Source organism: Arthrobacter sp. 05T420, from assembly GCF_056396305.1.
Window position 1 is genome coordinate 41,141 of record NZ_JBFTLG010000015.1, and the last position, 19,433, is coordinate 60,573.

19 protein-coding genes, 2 tRNA genes and 1 riboswitch are annotated in these 19,433 nt (G+C 67.0%); of the genes, 20 read left to right on the plus strand and 1 reads right to left on the minus strand.

Translation table 11 applies throughout. The annotated features are described in order from the left end of the window. Positions 1-44: 44 nt before the first annotated feature. Positions 45-142, plus strand: a riboswitch (TPP riboswitch). The 20 genes from AC1DEM_RS15155 (at position 125) to AC1DEM_RS15250 (ending at position 19,039) form a co-directional block, all read left to right on the plus strand. Beyond that, the gene (locus tag AC1DEM_RS15155; RefSeq protein WP_476885137.1) at positions 125-1,810 is read left to right on the plus strand and encodes a bifunctional hydroxymethylpyrimidine kinase/phosphomethylpyrimidine kinase; all 1,686 of its coding nucleotides are present in this window, start codon (positions 125-127) and stop codon (positions 1,808-1,810) included. (Overlaps the previous riboswitch by 18 nt.) A 403-nt stretch (positions 1,811-2,213) precedes the next feature. Continuing rightward, positions 2,214-2,522 (plus strand): 50S ribosomal protein L21, encoded by a 309-nt coding sequence (gene rplU / locus AC1DEM_RS15160; RefSeq protein WP_018773353.1) that lies wholly within the window; start codon positions 2,214-2,216, stop codon positions 2,520-2,522. 61 nt (positions 2,523-2,583) lie between these two features. Next, complete coding sequence (rpmA, locus tag AC1DEM_RS15165; protein WP_069952019.1) at positions 2,584-2,847, plus strand: 50S ribosomal protein L27; 264 nt, start codon at positions 2,584-2,586, stop codon at positions 2,845-2,847. Between the two features lie 117 nt (positions 2,848-2,964). Then, complete coding sequence (gene obgE / locus AC1DEM_RS15170; protein WP_476885138.1) at positions 2,965-4,551, plus strand: GTPase ObgE; 1,587 nt, start codon at positions 2,965-2,967, stop codon at positions 4,549-4,551. Further along, positions 4,541-5,713, plus strand: coding sequence for a glutamate 5-kinase (proB, locus tag AC1DEM_RS15175; protein ID WP_476885139.1), 1,173 nt, complete (start codon positions 4,541-4,543; stop codon positions 5,711-5,713). The genes obgE and proB overlap by 11 nt, the downstream gene beginning before the upstream one ends. Positions 5,714-5,739: 26 nt before the next feature. Beyond that, positions 5,740-7,131: a glutamate-5-semialdehyde dehydrogenase gene (locus tag AC1DEM_RS15180; RefSeq protein WP_476885140.1), complete on the plus strand. Its 1,392-nt coding sequence runs from the start codon at positions 5,740-5,742 to the stop codon at positions 7,129-7,131. A gap of 80 nt (positions 7,132-7,211) precedes the next feature. Beyond that, the gene (locus AC1DEM_RS15185; RefSeq protein WP_476885141.1) at positions 7,212-7,451 is read left to right on the plus strand and encodes a hypothetical protein; all 240 of its coding nucleotides are present in this window, start codon (positions 7,212-7,214) and stop codon (positions 7,449-7,451) included. Positions 7,452-7,506: 55 nt separating this feature from the next. After that, on the plus strand, positions 7,507-8,190 hold the full coding sequence (gene nadD, locus AC1DEM_RS15190; RefSeq protein WP_476885216.1) for a nicotinate-nucleotide adenylyltransferase: 684 nt from the start codon (positions 7,507-7,509) through the stop codon (positions 8,188-8,190). A 7-nt stretch (positions 8,191-8,197) separates the two neighbouring features. Beyond that, the gene (locus AC1DEM_RS15195) at positions 8,198-9,457 is read left to right on the plus strand and encodes a hypothetical protein (protein WP_476885142.1); all 1,260 of its coding nucleotides are present in this window, start codon (positions 8,198-8,200) and stop codon (positions 9,455-9,457) included. A 132-nt stretch (positions 9,458-9,589) separates the two neighbouring features. Beyond that, positions 9,590-9,991, plus strand: coding sequence for a ribosome silencing factor (gene rsfS / locus AC1DEM_RS15200; protein WP_277525625.1), 402 nt, complete (start codon positions 9,590-9,592; stop codon positions 9,989-9,991). 166 nt (positions 9,992-10,157) lie between these two features. Continuing rightward, positions 10,158-10,230: transfer RNA gene (locus AC1DEM_RS15205), tRNA-Ala, on the plus strand. Between the two features lie 187 nt (positions 10,231-10,417). After that, positions 10,418-10,493, plus strand: a tRNA-Ala gene (locus AC1DEM_RS15210). 220 nt (positions 10,494-10,713) lie between these two features. After that, positions 10,714-11,535, plus strand: a complete 822-nt coding sequence (locus AC1DEM_RS15215) for an amino acid ABC transporter substrate-binding protein (RefSeq protein WP_476885143.1) — start codon at positions 10,714-10,716, stop codon at positions 11,533-11,535. A gap of 36 nt (positions 11,536-11,571) precedes the next feature. Next, positions 11,572-12,237 carry an amino acid ABC transporter permease gene (locus AC1DEM_RS15220; RefSeq protein ID WP_476885144.1) on the plus strand — a complete coding sequence of 222 codons (666 nt, stop codon included), beginning with the start codon at positions 11,572-11,574 and terminating at the stop codon, positions 12,235-12,237. Continuing rightward, positions 12,224-13,075, plus strand: a complete 852-nt coding sequence (locus AC1DEM_RS15225) for an amino acid ABC transporter ATP-binding protein (protein WP_476885145.1) — start codon at positions 12,224-12,226, stop codon at positions 13,073-13,075. The genes AC1DEM_RS15220 and AC1DEM_RS15225 overlap by 14 nt, the downstream gene beginning before the upstream one ends. A gap of 48 nt (positions 13,076-13,123) precedes the next feature. Further along, entirely contained in the window at positions 13,124-13,336 is a 213-nt protein-coding gene (locus AC1DEM_RS15230; protein ID WP_476885146.1) for an alkylphosphonate utilization protein, read from the plus strand. 43 nt (positions 13,337-13,379) lie between these two features. Further along, a complete protein-coding gene (locus AC1DEM_RS15235; RefSeq protein WP_476885147.1) occupies positions 13,380-14,546 on the plus strand; it encodes an NAD(P)-binding domain-containing protein in 1,167 nt (388 codons plus the stop codon). 452 nt (positions 14,547-14,998) lie between these two features. Next, on the plus strand, positions 14,999-16,285 hold the full coding sequence (locus tag AC1DEM_RS15240) for an LGFP repeat-containing protein (protein ID WP_476885148.1): 1,287 nt from the start codon (positions 14,999-15,001) through the stop codon (positions 16,283-16,285). A gap of 219 nt (positions 16,286-16,504) precedes the next feature. Continuing rightward, positions 16,505-17,680 (plus strand): class I SAM-dependent methyltransferase, encoded by a 1,176-nt coding sequence (locus AC1DEM_RS15245; protein WP_476885149.1) that lies wholly within the window; start codon positions 16,505-16,507, stop codon positions 17,678-17,680. Positions 17,681-17,836: 156 nt separating this feature from the next. Next, positions 17,837-19,039, plus strand: a complete 1,203-nt coding sequence (locus AC1DEM_RS15250) for an ROK family transcriptional regulator (RefSeq protein ID WP_476885150.1) — start codon at positions 17,837-17,839, stop codon at positions 19,037-19,039. Positions 19,040-19,098: 59 nt separating this feature from the next. Here the strand turns inward: AC1DEM_RS15250 and AC1DEM_RS15255 are convergent, their stop codons facing one another. Continuing rightward, a complete protein-coding gene (locus AC1DEM_RS15255) occupies positions 19,099-19,296 on the minus strand; it encodes a hypothetical protein (RefSeq protein ID WP_377984923.1) in 198 nt (65 codons plus the stop codon). Positions 19,297-19,433 lie beyond the last annotated feature (137 nt).

A 19,433-nucleotide genomic window follows, 5' to 3' on the forward strand; every position in this document is an offset into this window, starting at 1 on the left:
GCTGCTGCGTTAACGGGCCAGCCCGGCGGCAACGGCTAGGCTGGGACACTGACACGGGGTGCCGCGCATCGGGCCGGCTGAGATCCAGACCCGTTGAACCTGTCCGGTTAGCACCGGCGAAGGGATGTCTGACTTGTCCGCGAGATCGAATCCGTCCGAGTTTCCGCCCAGCGAGTTTCTGCTCCCCCAGTCCTCACCGCCGTCCCCGTCCGCGCCGCTGCGCATTCCCCGCGTGCTCGCCATCGCCGGCTCCGACCCGTCCGGCGGGGCCGGGATCCAGGCCGACCTGAAGAGCATCGCAGCCAACGGCGGCTACGGCATGGCCGCCATCACGGCCCTGACAGCACAAAATACCCAGGGCGTGCGCGCCGTCCACGTGCCCCCGGCCGCGTTCCTCACCGCCCAGCTGGACGCCATCAGCGACGACATCGGCATCGATGCCGTCAAGATCGGCATGCTCGGCGACGCCGCAGTGATCCACGCCGTCCGCGTCTGGCTGGAGAAGGTGCGGCCCGCCGTCGTCGTCCTGGACCCGGTAATGGTCGCCACCAGCGGCGACCGGCTGCTCCAGGAGTCGGCCGAGGCCGCCCTGCAGGCCCTCCTGCCGCTGGCGGACCTCATCACGCCGAACCTGGCCGAACTCGCTATCCTGCTCAAAGAGCCCGCCGCGGCCGACTGGGCCGAGGCCCTGGCCCAGGGCAAGCGGCTGGCCGCCCTGACCGGCACCACTGTGCTGGTCAAGGGCGGTCATCTCCAGGGCGGACAACCCGGGAACGGGCCCGGCCCTGACTGCGATGACGGCGACGTCGCGCAGGGCGGGAACGGCGCCGACGGCGGCTGCCCGGATGCGCTGGTCAACACCGGTGGCCTGCTCGGCACCGAAACGGTGGTGGTGCCGGGGGAGCGGATCGCCACGCGCAACAGCCACGGCACCGGCTGCTCCCTGTCCTCGGCCATGGCCACCGTGCAGGCCCGGGTGGGGGACTGGGAAGCGGCGTTGCGGGAGGTGAAGCCGTGGCTGCTGGGTGCGCTCCGTGAAGCCGCGGTCCTGGACGTCGGTTCCGGGAACGGCCCGGTCCACCACTTCCACCACGTGCAGCACCTCGCGAACGGCCAGCACGGCCAGGTCAGCCAGGCAAGCCACGTACACGGTCCGGCCGAAGGCGAGTTCGCCGCAGCCCTGCGCGAAGGGGCTTCTGGCGATCTTGACGCCATCTACGCCCTGGACTTCATCCGCGGACTGGCCGACGGAACCCTGCCCGAGCACGAGTTCGCCTACTACCTCGCCCAGGACGCCATCTACCTCAACGGCTACTCCCGGGTCCTGGCCCGAGCTGCCGCGATCGCCCCCACCGAGGCCGAACAGCTGTTCTGGGCCCGTTCGGCGCAGACCTGCCTGGAGGTCGAGTCCGAGCTGCACCGGTCCTGGCTTAGCACCCGCCCCACGGCGCCCACCCTGGGCCCAGTGACGAAGTCCTACGTGGACCACCTGCTGGCCGCCTCGGTGTCCGGCAGCTACGGGGTCCTCGTGGCGGCAGCCCTGCCGTGCTTCTGGCTCTACGCCGAGGTCGGTTCCACCCTGCACCGAGAGTTCCTGGCCGGCGGCGCCTCCGTGGCACACCCGTACGCCGACTGGCTGCGGACGTACGCCGATGAGGACTTCGCCGCCGCCACCCGGCAGGCCATCGCGTACACGGACACTGCGGCAAGACGGGCATCCGGGAGCGAGCGGGAGGCCATGGCACTGGCTTTCCGCCAGTCATCGGGGTACGAAGTGGCCTTCTTCGACGCGCCGCGGCTGTACGCCTGACACAACCTGCCGCGCACAGCCGGTACGATAGTGGGGCACGGTTCCGGAAGTCGTTGCGGAATCACAGCATCTAGACGGTCGAGATCAAGGTCAAGAACATTGACATGATCTTTGCTTCAAGACGTTGTGGCGCCTATCACGGACTATCCGCCGGAACCAGCCTCATTTGCGGCCGAAGGCAAAATTAGCGTATTCTAGATCTTCGGTGCTTACGCCAACACTTGGGTTACGACCCTGTGAACAGCCTGCTTGGAATTCCAAGTGGATTTGTTCCGGGGGTAGCTCATGGGTTCCCCCGGGGAACCCACCGGCGTTGAGGCACAGCGTGAACCGGTCCATAAAATTTGGTTCCAGGTTCCGCACGCAAATCTAGTAATAAACGTCGAGAGAAGTGAGTTCCCCAGTGGTGTACGCGATTGTCCGCGCAGGCGGCCGCCAAGAGAAGGTTTCCGTTGGAGACTTCGTTACCCTGAACCGCGTCCCCGGTGGAGCCGGCAGCACCTTTGAGTTGCCCGCACTGCTCCTGGTGGACGGTGACAAAGTCACGTCTGCCGCTGCGGACCTGGCCAAGGTAACGGTTACGGCTGAGATCCTCGAAGACCTTCGTGGTCCGAAGATCGTCATCCAGAAGTTCAAGAACAAGACCGGTTACAAGAAGCGCCAGGGTCACCGTCAGGAATTGACCAAGGTCAAGATCACCGGTATCAAGTAACTCTTCGTTACCGTTCAGGTTCCAGCAGATTCCCCAGAATTTTTGAAGGCAGGCATTCCAAATGGCACATAAAAAAGGCGCGAGTTCCACTCGCAACGGTCGTGACTCCAACGCCCAGTACCTTGGCGTCAAGCGCTTCGGTGGCCAGGTAGTTTCCGCAGGCGAGATCATCGTCCGCCAGCGTGGCACCCACTTCCACCCGGGCGCCGGCGTCGGCCGCGGCGGCGATGACACCCTGTTCGCACTGGCCCCCGGTGCTGTCGAGTTCGGCACCCGCCGTGGTCGCCGCGTTGTGAACATCGTGGCTGCTGCAGCTGCAGAGTAGCAATAAGTTCTAAATCGGTGGGGCGGGCCATTAGGTCCGCTCCACCGGTGTTTTAACCGCATTACAATCATCTTGGGCCCCTTTGTGGGTCCGGGGAACAGCACTGAGGAGATCCACGTGGCGAGCTTTGTAGACCGGGTAGTACTGCACGTATCCGGCGGTACCGGCGGCCACGGCTGTGTCTCCGTTCACCGCGAGAAGTTCAAGCCCCTCGGCGGTCCCGACGGCGGCAACGGCGGCAACGGCGGCGACGTCATCCTGCGCGTCGACCCCCAGACCACCACCTTGCTCGACTACCACCACGCGCCCCACCGGCACGCCACCAACGGCGGCCCCGGCATGGGCGACTGGCGCGGCGGCAAGAACGGCGAAACCTTGATCCTTCCGGTGCCCGTGGGCACCGTGGTGAAGTCCAAGTCCGGCGAAGTCATCGCCGACCTCGTGGCCGAAGGCGACGAATACATCGCCGCCGCCGGCGGCATCGGAGGCCTCGGCAACGCGTCCCTGTCCTCCCAGAAGCGCCGGGCCCCCGGCTTCGCGCTGCTCGGCATCGAGGGCGAATCCAGCGACGTCGTCCTGGAACTGAAGTCCATCGCGGACATCGCCCTGGTCGGCTTCCCCTCCGCCGGCAAATCCAGCCTGATCGCCGCCATGTCGGCCGCCCGGCCCAAGATCGCCGACTACCCCTTCACCACCCTCATCCCGAACCTGGGCGTCGTCCAGGCCGGTGAAGTCCGCTTCACCATCGCCGACGTTCCCGGCCTGATCGAAGGCGCCAGCGAAGGCAAGGGCCTCGGCCACCACTTCCTGCGCCACGTCGAACGCTGCGCCGCCCTGGTCCACGTCCTGGACTGCGGCACGCTCGAATCCGACCGCGATCCGCTCTCCGACCTCGCCATCATCGAGGCCGAGCTGGAGAAGTACGCCGTGGACTTGAGCTACAGCGGATCCGACGGCGAAGTGGTTCCGCTGAACCACCGCCCCCGCCTGGTGGCCCTGAACAAGGTGGACCTGCCCGACGGCAAGGACATGGCCGAGTTCGTCCGCCCCGAACTGGAATCCCGCGGCTACAAGGTCTTCGAAATCTCCGCGACAAGCCACGAAGGCCTCCGCCAGCTCGGCTTCGCCATGGCCGAAATCGTCCAGGCCGCCCGTGACGCCGTCGCCGCGGCCCCGCCGAAGGTGGCGGCCCCCGTGCTGCGCCCCCGCGCCGTCAACGAGAGCGGCTTCACAATCCGCCGCGAAGAGAAGAACCTCGAGCCGCTCTTCCGCGTCCTTGGCGACAAGCCCGTGCGCTGGGTCAAGCAGACCGACTTCACCAACGAGGAAGCCATCGGCTACCTCGCAGACCGCCTGGCCAAGCTCGGCGTGGAAAACGAACTGTTCAAGCAGGGTGCCGTGCCGGGCGACACGGTGGTCATCGGCGAGGACGACGGCGTCGTCTTCGACTGGGAGCCGACCATGATGGCCGGCGCCGAGCTGCTCGCCTCGCCGCGCGGCACCGACGTGCGCTTCGCCGACATCGGCGACCGCCCGACGCGTGGCCAGAAGCGCGACGAACAGCAGGAACGCCGCGACGCCAAGGCCGCCGCCCGCGCTGAACTCGAAGCAGAACGCAAGGCCGGCATCTGGACCGAGTCCGTCAGCGGACGCCGGGCGCGGCCGCTCAAGGAGAGTGGACTGGGCGCAACAGATGACGAGTAAGACCGTCATCGAGCACCGGTCGCAGCCCCTCAAGGCCCAGACCCTCAACGCCCCGGACCGCACCGCGCTGTCCGGGGCGCGCCGGATTGTCGTCAAGGTGGGCTCGTCCTCGCTGACGTCCATCAAGGGCGGGATCTCCGAAGAGGCCCTGACCGCCCTCGCCGACGCCCTGGCGCACAAGCGCAACGCCGGCACGGAGATCATTCTGGTGTCCTCCGGCGCCATCGCCGCCGGGCTCGCCCCACTGGGACTTGAGAAGCGTCCCCGGGACCTCGCCACGCAGCAGGCCGCAGCCAGTGTGGGCCAGGGCCTGCTGATGGCCCGGTACACCCATGCCTTCGGGGCACACGGGGTCACCGTCAGCCAGGTGCTGCTGACCGCGGAAGACCTCGTGCGCCGCAGCCAGCACACCAACGCGTTCCGCGCGCTGAACCGGCTAATGAACCTCGGCGTCGTCCCCGTGGTCAACGAAAACGACACCGTGGCCACCCACGAAATCCGCTTTGGCGACAACGACCGGCTCGCGGCCCTGGTGGCCCACCTGGTCCGCGCCGACGCACTCCTGCTGCTCTCCGACGTCGACTCCCTGTACGACGGCCCGCCTTCGCACGGCGCCAAACGGATTGCGCACGTCTCCGGCCCCCACGACCTCGATGGCGTGTCGATTGGCAGTACCGGCAAGGCCGGCGTGGGCACGGGCGGCATGGCCACCAAGGTCGAAGCCGCCAGCATGGCCGCCGGTTCCGGCATCCATGCCTTGGTCACCTCCACGCCCAATGCGGCTGCCGCACTGGCCGGCGAGGACGTGGGCACCTGGTTCTCCGTCAATGGTGCGCGCAAGCCGATCCGGCTTCTGTGGCTGGCCCACCTCGCGTCGGTGCAGGGCACTCTGGTGCTCGACGACGGTGCGGTCAAGGCCGTCCGCGACCGCCGCACCTCGCTGTTGCCGGCCGGGATCGCCGCGGTGAAGGGCCACTTCGAGGCCGGCGACGCCGTGGAGATGGTGTCTGTCGACAACACATTGATCGCCCGCGGGCTGGTCAACTATTCCGCCGCTGAGCTGCCCCAAATGCTGGGCCGCTCCACGCGGGAACTGGGCGAGGCGCTGGGCCGCGGATATGACCGCGAAGTTGTTCATGTTGACGACTTGGTGCTGGTCTAGGTCCACTGGACGCCTAAACTGGGAGCATGACTGAGGCCCTGACTTCCGCTGCCGTGCCCGCCAACGCCGCCCCGGCTGAGCCCGCCACCTCTGGCACTCCCGTTCCCGCACAGGGTTACGCCGGGGAGCCGGATCCGGCTGGAACGCCGGCCACGGCAGCGGACATCGAAGCCGCCGTCCACGCGATCGCCGACCGCTCACGCCACGCCGCCCGCAAGATGGCGCACGCCAACCGGGCCTGGAAGGACCGGGGCCTGCGCGCCATCGGCAAGGCGCTGGTGGAACACAAGCACCAGATCCTGGCCGCCAACGTCAAGGACGTCGCGGCCGGCCGGTCCGGTGGCACCAGCGTTGCCCTGCTGGACCGCCTGACGCTGACCGAGTCACGCATCACGGCCCTGGCCGCCGCCCTGGAAAACCTCGCCACCTTGCCCGATCCCGTAGGAAACGTGGTGCGTGGCCAGACCCTCCCCAACGGGCTGCGCCTGCGCCAAATCAACGTGCCCATGGGGGTGGTGGCCGCGATCTACGAGGCCCGCCCGAACGTCACGGTCGACATCGCCGGCCTGGCCCTCAAGAGCGGCAACGCCGTCATCCTGCGCGGCGGATCAGCCGCCGCTGCCACCAACGCCGCCCTGATCACCATCCTGAGGGATGCGTTGGAATCGGTGGGCCTGCCCGCCGACGCCGTCCAGACCGTGGACCAGTACGGCCGCGACGGCGCCAACGCCCTCATGCGGGCGCGCGGCCGCGTGGACGTGCTCATTCCCCGCGGCGGGCGCGAGCTGATCCAGGCCGTAGTGACGAACTCCTCCGTACCGGTCATAGAGACCGGTGAGGGAAACGTCCACATCTACCTGGACGCTTCCGCCGGCGAGGAAATGGCCGTAGACATCCTCTTGAACGCCAAGACCCAGCGCCCCAGCGTCTGCAACACCGTCGAAACGCTCCTGGTGCACTCCAAGTCCACAGTCCTTCCCGCCGTCGCCGCGGCACTGCGGGCAGCGGGGGTCACCCTCCATGTGGACCAGCGGATCCGCGCCGCGCTGCCCGCGTCGATCCCCACCGTTCCGGCCACGGAGGAAGACTGGGCCACTGAATACATGGACCTGGACTTGGCGGTGGCCATGGTGGACAGCCTGGACGAGGCCGTCAACCACATCCGGAAGTGGACCACGGGCCACACCGAGGCGATCCTGACCAACGACCTCGCCAACGCCGAGCGCTTCATCGCCGAGGTCGATTCGGCCGCCGTGATCGTGAACGCCTCCACCCGCTTTACCGACGGCGGCGAGCTCGGCCTCGGCGCCGAGGTGGGGATTTCCACCCAAAAACTGCATGCCCGAGGCCCCATGGGACTGACGGAGCTGACCACCACGAAGTGGATCGTGCAGGGCGAGGGCCAGATCCGGGGCTAGCAACGCTGTAACATGGAACGGAAGACCGGAACGGCGGGCACCTCCGCCGTCGTCAAATTTTAAACTCACTAGGGGAGAACATGCTGTCGCAGCAGATCGCCACTTTCGTCGCCGCCGTCGGCGAATCGGGCCACGAGGAACTCGCACCGCTCATCGCACCGCCGTTTGTCATTGGCGGTTCCATGTTCCTGATTCTGGTAACCCTGCTGCTGATCACGCTGTCCTACTCCAACCTGGGCAGGCGCCACGTGGCCGTCGAGGAGCACGCGGATCCGCACCGCCAGCACCCGAACAAGCACGATCACGGCCAAGGTCACTAATATTTCCGCCACCATGAGGCAGCGCGGCGCCCAGCGCCGCCTGCGTCTGGGTGTGATGGGCGGCACGTTCGATCCCATCCACCACGGCCACCTTGTCGCGGCCAGTGAGGTCGCGGCCAAGTTCGACCTCGACGAGGTCGTGTTTGTGCCCACCGGCCAGCCCTGGCAGAAGAATGCCAAGAAGGTCAGCGAAGCCGAGCACCGGTATCTCATGACGGTCATCGCCACGGCCTCGAACCCGCGCTTCACTGTGAGCCGGGTTGACGTTGACCGTCCGGGGCCGACCTACACGATCGACACCCTGCGTGACCTGCACACCCTGCGGCCGGAAGCCGATCTGTTCTTCATCACCGGCGCGGACGCCCTGGCCCAGATTTTGTCCTGGAAAGACATCGACGAACTCTGGTCCCTGGCGCACTTCGTGGGCGTGACCCGGCCAGGCCACGTCCTGGACGGCATGGGCCGCAAAGACGTCAGCCTCCTGGAGGTCCCGGCCATGGCCATCTCCTCCACGGACTGCCGCACGAGGGTGGCCGAAGGCAACCCTGTCTGGTATCTCGTTCCGGACGGGGTGGTCCAGTACATCGCCAAGTACGGCCTGTACCACAGCAGCACCGACCCGCTTCGCGCCGATGCCGAACACGCCGAGGCCACCAATACCGGAAACGGCAGCACAGGGGTTGACCCCGCACAGCACGATCCCACCTTCGAGATAACCCAACCAGCCAGCACTGAATGAGTTTGCCATGAGTCAGGAACAGCCTCCCATCCGCAGCCGCCGCGAACTGCGGCAGGCCAGAGATGAACGTCTGGACACTCCGGGACCCGGCGAGCCGACCGAGGCCGAAATCACCGGCCGGCGTCGCGTCGCTGACGCTCCGGTGGACTCTGTGCCTGGCGCTGCCGAGCGGTCATCCCAGGTCCGGGCACGGGACCGTGCCGCGCTGCGCACCATCAAGGAACTCGCCGAGAAGGAAGGCCAGCTGGCGCAGGGAGGGCCACCCACACGGCGCCAGCTCCGGCTCCTGGAACTGGCCACCGAGACCGCCCCCGCCACCCAGGCCAACACGATCGTGCCGGTGTCGCCGCGGACCCGCGCCACTCCGGTGGTTTCCCCGGCTCAGAAGAACGCTGCTCAGAAGAACGCGGCTCAGAAGGACGCTGGTCAGAAGGACGCCGCCCCGAAGGATGCCGCCCCGAAGGATGCCGCCCCGTCAGCCGCCCCGGCGCCCAAGGTTCCGGCGGCCGGCGGCGCAGGACCCGGCGGGAAGACGTCAGAGGGCCTGACCGTGGAGCAGGCGCTGGCCGCCCGGGAACTCCTCGCGGAGCAGGCCAAGAACCAAGTGGCCAAGATGGAGCACATCGCGGCCACGGATCCCGACGCCGTCGACCCTGCCGTCCTGGCCGAGCAGATCGCCTTGGCGGAGCGCGCCGCGGTGCTGAACCGCCGCGCCGCCGCCAAGCAGAAGCTCGCAGAGCAAAACAGCCAGCCGGCAGCTCCCCGCAACGATCCGACCACGGCCAACAACCTGGCCATGGTCACCCCCTTGGAATTTGAGAAGGTTCCCGGCGTGGAGCGGCCCGTCATGAAGCGCCCTGCCACGTCGTACGTTCCGGTGGTCACCAACCCGGGTCCCCGGCTGGATACACCACGGAAACCCGGCCTGCGGCGGCCAAGCTTGTCCCGCCAGCGGCCCGCAGCTCCGGCTACGGGTTCTGCCGCTGGCGGGGCAGGCGTCCTGGCCCGGGCAGAAGCTGCCGCCAAGGCCGGACCGGCACGGCCGGCAAGCGCCGCGGCGAATACCGCCGGGGAGAACGACGAGCGCTTGGTGGGCGGGGAGCCCGTGGCCGCGAATTCGGCCTACGGACTGGAACCCCTGGATGCCGCTACCGCCGGGCTGGGCCGGGCGCGGCGCCTGCGCATGCTGCAGTTCGGCGTCCTGGCCTTGGGGATCGTTGCCCTCATCGCCGGCATCACGCTGATCGTCACCGGGCTGGCCCGCTAGGCCGGCGGCCGTCCACGTCATTAAGAAACGGCACCGCGGCGATTCGGCCCTATTTTCACCGCAGCGTTCGCCCCGCAGTTTTCGTTCCAAGAATTTTCATCACCATAGATTTTCATCACTACAAGGAGTCCCGTGACTGCAACCGATTCATCCATCACTACCGCCCGCCACGCAGCCCGCGCTGCCTCGGAGAAGCTTGCCGAGGACATCGTGGCCCTGGATGTCAGCGAACGGCTGGCCCTGGCTGACGTCTTCCTGATCGCCTCGGCCCCGAGCGAACGCCAGGTCAATGCGATCGTGGACGGCATCGAGGACGAGCTCGCCAAGTTCGACCAGAAGCCCGTCCGCCGCGAGGGCCGCTCCGGCGGTCGCTGGGTCCTGCTGGACTACTCCAACGTCGTCATCCACGTCCAGCACGAGGAAGACCGCATCTTCTACGCCCTCGAACGCCTGTGGAAGGACTGCCCCGTCGTCGATCTGCAGCTGGGCGACGACGCCTCCGCCAAGGCCTCCGCCGGTACCGACACGGAGTAACAATCCGCGCACCGGCCACGCGCCGGCGGCGCTAAACAGAGGCGAATATGCCCGATTTGGAATTTTCCGAAGGGCTGGTCTAAGATATTTGAGTTGCTTCGGAGAGATCCGGACAAAGAACCGGAGCTTTGCAGGTCAGTAGACGTGCTCGGAGCAGCGAAAATTCGGGGCTGTGGCGCAGCTGGTAGCGCACCTGCATGGCATGCAGGGGGTCAGGGGTTCGAGTCCCCTCAGCTCCACCGGGTAATCCGCCGGAATCGAAAGATTCCGGCGGATTTTTTTCTGCCCGGATCCAGGATGGGGACCGCACCCGGGGCAGCTCACTCGTCCAGTTTCACCGGCCGGCGAGCCGATTAGCGTGAACGCGATTTGTGGTTTAAGCTAATCAGGTTGCTTGCGGGACGTTGATTCGTCCTCAGGAAATTCGGGGCTGTGGCGCAGCTGGTAGCGCACCTGCATGGCATGCAGGGGGTCAGGGGTTCGAGTCCCCTCAGCTCCACCAGAAAGGGAATTACCGTCAGGCGGTGGTTCCCTTTTTCGTATCCTGCGCAGGTGTGCCGCACGTCAAAACGTCCATCAGTCAAGACCGTCTCATGGCCGGACGTCACAAACTGTCATTTAAGCTCTCCACCCTGAGCAGGACCTTGCTATCGTCGCTAGGAGACAGGCCGCCACGCGGCTCAGCTGGAAGGCCATTTCCGGCTCGACGACTAAGGACCATCATGAAGCGCACACGACTTTCAGTTATCGGCCTCATTGCTGCAGCAGGGCTCGCCCTGGCGGGGTGCGGCTCCGCGTCCACCACTCCGGCCAGCTCGGCGCCGGCAGCCGGCGCGGACACGTCCCTGAGCGACGTCAAGAGCGCGGGCGTGCTCAAGGTCGGCACGGAAGGCACCTATAAGCCGTTCACGTTCCACGCCAACGGCAGCGGTGAACTGACCGGCTACGACGTGGAGATCATCAACGCCGTCGCCGCGAAGCTGGGCGTCAAGCCGGCCTTCCAGGAGACGCAGTTCGACGCCATCTTCGCCGGCCTGGACGCCAAACGGTTCGACGTCGTCGCCAACCAGGTTTCCATCACGGACGAACGCAAGGCGAAGTACGATTTCTCCACTCCTTACACGGTGAGCACCGGCGTCATCGTCACCAAGTCTGACAACCACGACATCACCTCCTTCGACAGCCTGAAGGGCAAGACCACGGCGCAGTCCCTGACCAGCAACTGGTACAAACTGGCGCAGCAGAGCGGCGCGAACGTCGAGGCCGTGGAGGGCTGGGCACAGGCCATCACGCTGCTCAAGCAGGGCCGTGTCGATGCCACCATCAACGACAAGCTGACCTACCTGGACTCCCAGAAGACCGACCACGACGCCGCCATCAAGATTGCCGCCGAGACCACTGACAAGTCGCTGAGCGCCTTCGCCCTGCGCAAGGGATCGACCAGCCTGACCGACGCCATCAACAAGGCCCTCGGCGAGCTGGCGGCCGACGGCACCCTGACGAAGATCTCCCAGAAGTACTTCGACGCCGACGTCTCAAAGTAGGCCTGTGAAAGCCGCAGAGAAACGCCGAGTCCGGGCATGAACATCAACTGGGAACTCGTGTGGTCATCGCTGGGCCCCCTCCTGATCGGGGCAATCACCGGCACTATTCCCTTGGCGCTGGCCTCGTTCAGCCTCGGCCTGCTGCTGGCCCTGGTGGTCGCCCTCATGCGGCTGAGCCGCAATCGCGCGCTCTCCGCGGTGGCACGGACCTACATTTCCGTCATCCGCGGAACCCCGCTCCTGGTCCAGCTGTTCGTCATCTTCTACGGACTGCCGTCCGTCGGAATCACCATCAGCCCCTGGCCCAGCGCCATCATCGCGTTCTCCCTGAACGTCGGGGGGTATGCCGCGGAGGTCATCCGCGCGGCCATCCTGTCTGTCCCCAAGGGGCAGTGGGAGGCCGGCCACACCATCGGGATGTCGCGCCACCAGACCCTGGTGCGGATCATTTTGCCGCAGGCCGCGCGGGTCTCGGTCCCCCCGCTGTCCAACACCTTCATCAGCCTGGTCAAAGACACCTCGCTGGCGTCGCTGATCCTCGTCACCGAACTGTTCCGCGTGGCGCAGCAGGTGGCCGCTTTCAGCCAGGAATTCATGCTGCTGTACCTGGAGGCGGCCGTGATCTACTGGATCATCTGCCTCGTCCTCGCCAGCGGACAGTCCGCCCTGGAGAAGAGATTGGACCGCTATGTCGCCCACTGAACTCCCGCCCCCTGAACGGCACCCTTCCGGCCCCCTTGAACCGCCGCCCGTTGGGGTTCCGGTCCCGGACGCCGCCCTCCCGGAGGCCGCCCTGCTGACCGTCACTGGCCTGCGCAAGGCGTTCGGCCAGCACGAAGTGCTGAAATCCATCGACCTTGAGGTCCGCCGCGGCGAAGTGGTCACGTTGATCGGGCCGTCCGGATCAGGCAAGACGACGGTCCTCCGGTGCCTGAACGGCCTCGAAATGCCCGACGCCGGCGTCGCTGAGTTCGCGGGGCAACTGACCGTCGACTTCTCCAATCCGGTGGCGAAGAAGCAGGTGCTCGCCTTGCGCGACCGCAGCGCCATGGTGTTCCAGCACTACAACCTCTTCCCGCACAAGACCGTCCTGGAGAACGTGATCGAAGGCCCCGTCCAGGTGCAGAAGCGGCCCAAAGCCGAGGCGATCCAGGCGGCCCGGGAGCTGCTGGCCCGCGTTGGCCTGGCCGGCAAGGAGGACAGCTATCCCTTTGAGCTCTCCGGCGGCCAGCAGCAGCGTGTCGGCATTGTGCGTGCCCTCGCCCTGCGCCCGCAACTGCTGCTCTTCGACGAGCCCACCTCGGCGCTGGACCCGGAACTCGTGGGCGAGGTCCTGACCGTCATCAAGGAACTCGCGGACGAGGGCTGGACCATGGTGGTGGTCACTCACGAGCTCGCGTTCGCCCGCCAGGTGGCCGACGAAGTCATCTTCATGGACGGCGGCGTGGTGGTCGAACGCGGCCACCCCGACACTGTGCTGCGGGACCCGCGGGAAGAACGCACGCGGCAGTTCGTGGACCGCCTTCTGAACCCGTTCTAAGGCGTTCCAGGCGGTGACGGGCGAGCAACGGCGACTAAACTTGGACGGGTGAACGACTCCCTGCCCCCGTGTCCCGAATGTTCCAGCGAATACACTTATGTCAAGGACCTGAAAATCAAGGGCAGCTCCACGGTCATCAAGGTCGGCACAAAGGTCCGCGGTATCCGCCTGGTCAACGGTGTTGGCGACCACGACATCGACTGCAAGGTGGACGGCGTGGGCCCCATGCAGCTCAAGTCCAGCGTCGTCAAAAAGATCTGACCGGGGCCGGATCTTGACTGGCCCGATCTTGACTGGCCCGATCTTGACTGCGGAGACAGCGCGCCTGGCCGACGTCGTCGTGGTCGGCGCGGGGCAGGCGGGGCTGTCGGCGGCCTACCACCTTCAGCGCCGTGGATTTGTCCCGGCGGGCTTCGTCGCGGCCGGCTCGGGAGGCGGGGCCGGCTCGGGAGGGGCCGCAGAAGGAGGACCGGCAGCAGGGGAGGGCCCGCCGGCGGGGACGTACATCGTGCTCGACGCCGAGGACGGGCCAGGCGGCGCCTGGCGGCACCGCTGGAAGAGCCTGCTGATGGCCACGGTGAACGGCATCAGCGACCTCCCGGGAATCCCGCAGCCCGACGTGGATCCCGCCGAGGCCAGCTCCAGCTTCCTCACCCGCTATTTCGGCGGGTACGAACACGACCTCGGCCTCGCGATCGAGCGGCCCGTGAAAGTGCAGTCGGTGACCCGGGAAGACGATGATCCCGCCGGACGGCTGACCGTCACTACCTCCCGCGGCAGGTTCTCTGCCCGCGCCGTGATCAACGCGACCGGCACCTGGACCCGGCCGTTCTGGCCCATCTATCCGGGCAAGGCCAGCTTCCGCGGCCGCCAATTGCACGTCGCCGACTACGTCTCCGCCGACGACTTCCGCGGCCAGCACGTCATCGTGGTCGGCGGCGGGATCTCGGCCGTCGGGCTGCTCGATGAGATCGCCAAGGTCACCAGCACCACATGGTTCACGCGCCGGGTACCCCTCTGGCGCGAGGCTGCCTTCGACCGGCAGGCAGGCCACGACGCCGTCGCCCTCGTTGAGGAGCGGGTGCGCCAGGGCCTCCCGCCGCAGAGCGTTGTCTCCGTGACCGGCCTCATTTGGACTCCGGCCCTGCGCGCCGCCGCAGCGCGCGGCGTCCTGGACCGGCACCCCATGTTCACGGCGATCGAGCCCGACGGCGTCCGGATGGCAGACGGCAGCTTCCTGGCCGCCGGGGTCATCCTGTGGGCCACGGGATTCCGGGCCGAACTCGAACACCTCGCACCGTTGCACCTGCGCGGACCCGGCGGCGGCATCGCGATGGACGGCACCCAGGTTGCCGCCGAGCCCCGGGTGCACCTCGTCGGTTACGGGCCGTCCTCGTCCACCATCGGCGCCAACCGTGCCGGCAGGGCTGCCGTGGCCGGAATCGTCACACTGCTGGCCCGTTCGGGATAACGCAAAGCGCCCCAGCGCAGCACCCGGAGAGCGGACCCCGGCCAATGGCCGGTGCCGGGTAGAAACGGTGGCGCAACCCACGTAGTACCGGGACCTCCTTGTACGCCATTCAGGTGGCGGCCGCGTGGCAGTTGCCAAAACTCGAGTATTGGCTACGCGTGTGCTGGAGCGTCCCGGCCTTTAGGGTCATGGTCATTACTAGTTGCCTGGTACAACTTGGCGGTCGGAAGCGGGTCTCAAATGTGCCATCAAGCCATTCCTTGATTCCAGACGCACACCGTCATGGCGCGGCGCAGCCGCCCGGTGAATCAGCGTGAGGACTTCCTTCGGCGTAACGCCCTGTTGCGGGGCTGGGCGTGGGAGCCGCACGCCACCCGCTATTCAGCATCGGAGATGGCGCCGCCTGCATCCCGGGAGCTGAACAACAGATCAAGATGTGGGAGGGCAGATCAATGAGAAGGATTTTTCGACTGCTTCTGGCAATTGCGCTCGGCATACCGCTGGCGGGTTCGATCGCCTTCGATGGAGTGTCGGCTGTGGCGGCCCCCGCGGCCTGCACATCGGGCACCCCGGCGCCCGCAGACCCTTATCCCGGGACGAAGGCGGCTGCCACGAACTTTGAGTCGGGCGCCCTGTCGCCGTTCATCCCCTTCACCGCGGTCACGGGTACCGTGTCGGTCTCCTCGACGTTTTCGCACTCCAAGGGTTGCTCGGCACATCTCCATGCAACCCTGGACCATGGCTCAATCGCCAAAATGTCCGTGGGGCTGGCTTCCGGGATGAAGGAAGCTTACGCGGACGGTTGGTTCAACATCACCACGCAGGGCGTATCGGGGAACGACGTCCCATATTTCCGCTTCTTTTCCAGCGGCATCAGGTTTGTCGACGTCTTCCGGAGCAATGTCACCAATGAGCTGGTGCTCCGGACCACTGGCGCGAAGGCATTCGTTTACACCACTCTGGTGCCAACTGTTGCCTTAGGCACCTGGCATCATCTGGTAGTGCACGTCGTACCCAAGGGTGCGGCAACCGGGGTGCAGATCTGGTGGGACAACAAGTCTGTTTTTGCCCAAACGATCAACATCAGTGCGACAGCATTCGACACAGTACAGCTCGGGGCCGAACACGATCAGCAGATGGGCGACATTTACGCCGACGATGTGATCATCAACAGCGGCTCCGAAACTCCTGGACCGGTGCCGGGTACGCTCCCCGGCGGAGGCGGAGGCGGAGGCGGCGGAGGCGGGACCGTCCCGCCGGCTGCCACCACCGCGATCAAAGCAGCGGCGGCCGCGAAGCCGGCCCTCGGACCGTCGACGTCGCCAATCATCTGCGGTCTGGTCAAGGGCGGCTGCTACCAGAGGTTCCAATCCGGCACCATCCATTACGCCCCGGGCGTCGGAGCRTTCGCCACGTGGGGCGGTATCCGGGCCGCTTGGGGCAAAGTGGGCWACGAAAAAGGCAAACTCGGGTACCCGGTCAGCAAGGAAATCTGCGGGCTGGTCAAGGGCGGCTGCTACCAGGGCTTCCAGGGCGGCACTATCCATTACGCCCCGGGCGTCGGAGCGTTCGCCACGTGGGGCGGTATCCGGGCCGCTTGGGGCGCTCAAGGCTACGAACACGGACGGCTGGGCTACCCCACCACCAACGAATTCCCCATCGGCGGCGGCAGCGTCGCCCAGAACTATCAGGGAGGACGGATCTCCTGGTCACCGGTCACCGGCACCAGGATCACGTAATTCACAGGCACGGGGAACACCCATGCGTTGTCCCAGACCCCGGGCCCTAGCCGTGCCCGGCCGGGGCGCCGTCACGGGAAGCGTCACGCCGGCGGCCGAATCGGGATAACGTAAGGCGTTGCAGTGCAGCATCCGGGGACTGGCCACGCCGGCCTCACAACCGGTCTCGCACCCCTTGCTCATTACCCAAGCCTGAGAAGAAACGGCGGCACAACGCGCGTGGCGGACACCAGCATCGAATCCCTCTTTGCCCGGCTGAGAAGGTTCCCGGACGTCGAGGCCGCTAACCTGCAGGCCTGGGACGCCACCGACAAACTCCTGCTGGACACTGCCCTTGAGCTGCACGCGGCCGGCCTGCTGCCGCCTGGGCACCGGCTCACGGTTATGGGGGACCGGTACGGTGCCCTGACCCTGGGGGCTCTGAGCCTCGAAGCACTGACCGGGGCCGCGCCGGCCGGGGGAGCGCCCATCATCCGGGTCCACCAGGACCTCATCACCGGTGAACGGGCACTCCGGTCCAACGCCGCGGCGCTGGGGATCCAGGCCGGCTTCGAACACCTCCCGCTGGGCGCGGAGCTCCTGGCTGACGCCTCCCTGGTATTGCTCCAATTGCCCCGGTCCCTGGCGGAACTCGAGGAAATCGCCGACGCCGTAGCCCGCTACTCGGCGCCCGACGTCGTGCTGCTGGCGGGCGGGCGCGTCAAGCACATGAGCCTGGGCATGAACGCCGTGCTAGCGCGCTACTTCGGCGACGTCCAGCCCCAACTGGCCCGGCAGAAATCACGGCTGCTGCTGGCGCGGGGCCCCAAGCCGGTCCCGGCCGCGCTGCCCTTCCCGGTCACTGAGGTGAATGACGAACTGGGCATCACCGTCTGCGCACGCGGCGCCGTCTTTGCCGGCACCGGCCTGGACATCGGGACCAGGTTCCTGCTGGACTTCCTGTCCAAGATGCCGCACGCCGCCCACGCCGTCGACCTGGGCTGCGGCACCGGAATCCTCGCGGCGATGTACGCCCGCGCCAACCCCGGCGCCCGCGTCACCGCCACCGACCGGTCCGCGGCCGCCGTCGACTCTGCCCTCGCCACCGCCCGCGCGAACGGCCTGGACGGCCGGATCGACGTGCTCCAGGACGACGCCATGAGCTCCCTGCCCGACGCCAGCGCCGACCTCGTCATGCTCAACCCGCCGTTCCATCTGGAAGCGGCCGTTCACTCCGGCGCGGGGATCAAGCTGATCGAAGCGGCCGGCCGGGTGCTCGCTCCGGACGGGGAACTCTGGACCGTGTTCAACAGCCACCTGCACTACCGGCCGGCCCTCGAACGCCTGATCGGGCCCACCCGCGAGGTCGGCAGGAATCCGAAATTCACCGTGACGGCAAGCACCCGCCGGCCGTAGCGGGAGAAACATTGTGTCTGAAAAGCGCAAGTGTGGGCGCACGCCTGCACGTAACGTACGATTCTGACAACTGCTGTGCGTGGCCAAAGACGTTTAGAGGTAACAGTGACCGAGTTCCGGCAACCCTCTCCGAGGCGAGGGACCAACCTACCGAAGATGGGCGACTTCAACCTCACGGTCATCCTGGACGCCATCCGCCGCGCCCCGGGCGGCATGAGCCGGGTGGAGCTCGCCCAGATCGTCGGACTCTCGCCGCAGACCATCTCCAACATTTCCCGCCGCCTGCTGGATCAGCACCTGATCGTCGAGGCAGGCAAGGAAGGCACCGGACCGGGCAAACCCAGGACCATGCTCCGGCTCAATCCCGCCGGAATGTATGCGGTAGGCGTCCACCTGGACCCGGCCGTACTCACGTTCGTGGTGCTTGACCTGCTCGGCGCCGTCGTCAGGCACTCACGGATCAGCACCCCGCCCGGCACCGACCCCCGGGCCGTCATCGACACCATCTCGGACGAAATCAAGCGGCTCATCCGGGACTCCGGGGTGGACCCGGAACGGATCGCCGGGCTGGGGGTTGCCTCGCCGGGCCCCATCGACCTCAACGAGGGCGCCGTCGTTGACCCGCCGCTGCTGCCGGGCTGGGACCACGTGGGACTACGGGACGCCCTGGCCGAAGCCACGGGCCTGTCCACGCTGATGGACAAGGACGTGACCGCCGCCGCCGTGGCCGAAACCTGGGCCGGCGGCCCCAGCGGCGAGGGCAGCTTTCTCTTTATGTACATGGGGACCGGGATCGGCTGCGGGATCGTCCTCAACGACGAAGTGGTCCGCGGGACCTCGGGCAACGCCGGGGAAATCGGGCACATCATCGTGGATCCGGGCGGCGCCCTCTGCGACTGCGGACAGCACGGCTGCGTGAAGTCCTCCGCCATCCCGCAGGTGCTCGTGGCGCAGGCCGAGGCGGCCGGGGTGCTGGATGGCTCGCTCCAGGACAAGAGCGCGCCGGCGGTCCAGGAACGTTTCGCGGAATTGTGCGCGATCGCCGACGCCGGCAACGAAGAGGCCAGGGAAATCATCCGCCGGTCCGCCGTGCTCGTGGCCCGTGCCGTCTCGGCGCTCACCAACGCCCTGGACGTGGACCGCGTGGTGTTCGGGGGCCCGTTCTGGACGTGCCTGTCAGCGGCTTACTTGGAGCAGATCCCTGCCCTGGTTGACGCGAACAGCGCCACCCGGAAGATCCACGGGATCGAAGTGGTGGGCACGGGAGTGGGCGAGGACGTCGGCGCCGTCGGTGCCGCCTGCCTGGTGCTGGAACACACGCTGGCCCCGCGCTCCCAGCGGCTCCTGCTTGAGGGATGATCGGGCTCGAGGGATGGACGCGCTCGAAGGATAGGCGCCGCTGGTGGGCTGACCGGGCGTCAGTCGATGTCCTCAACCACCGTGCCATAGGGGATAGTGTCGTCCAGATGCGCCTGATGGCCGTGCGGAAGCACGAGAACCCGGACGCCGTGCGACTTTTCTGCCGCCGACTGCATGAGGACGGGCCGGACCGTGTTGATGAAGCTCTCGCTCTTGCCGGCGAGGTATTCCTTGTAGCTGGCTGGAAGCTGAATCATGGCAACAGGATAGTCCTGACCACGGGCGATGGGGAGAGCCGCAGGCGCCGGCCGGAAAGGGCCTCGGCGGCGAACATTATTCTGCCCGGCCCCGCAAACGGCCGTAAAGATGCGTCTTAATTCGGACGCCGACTTGA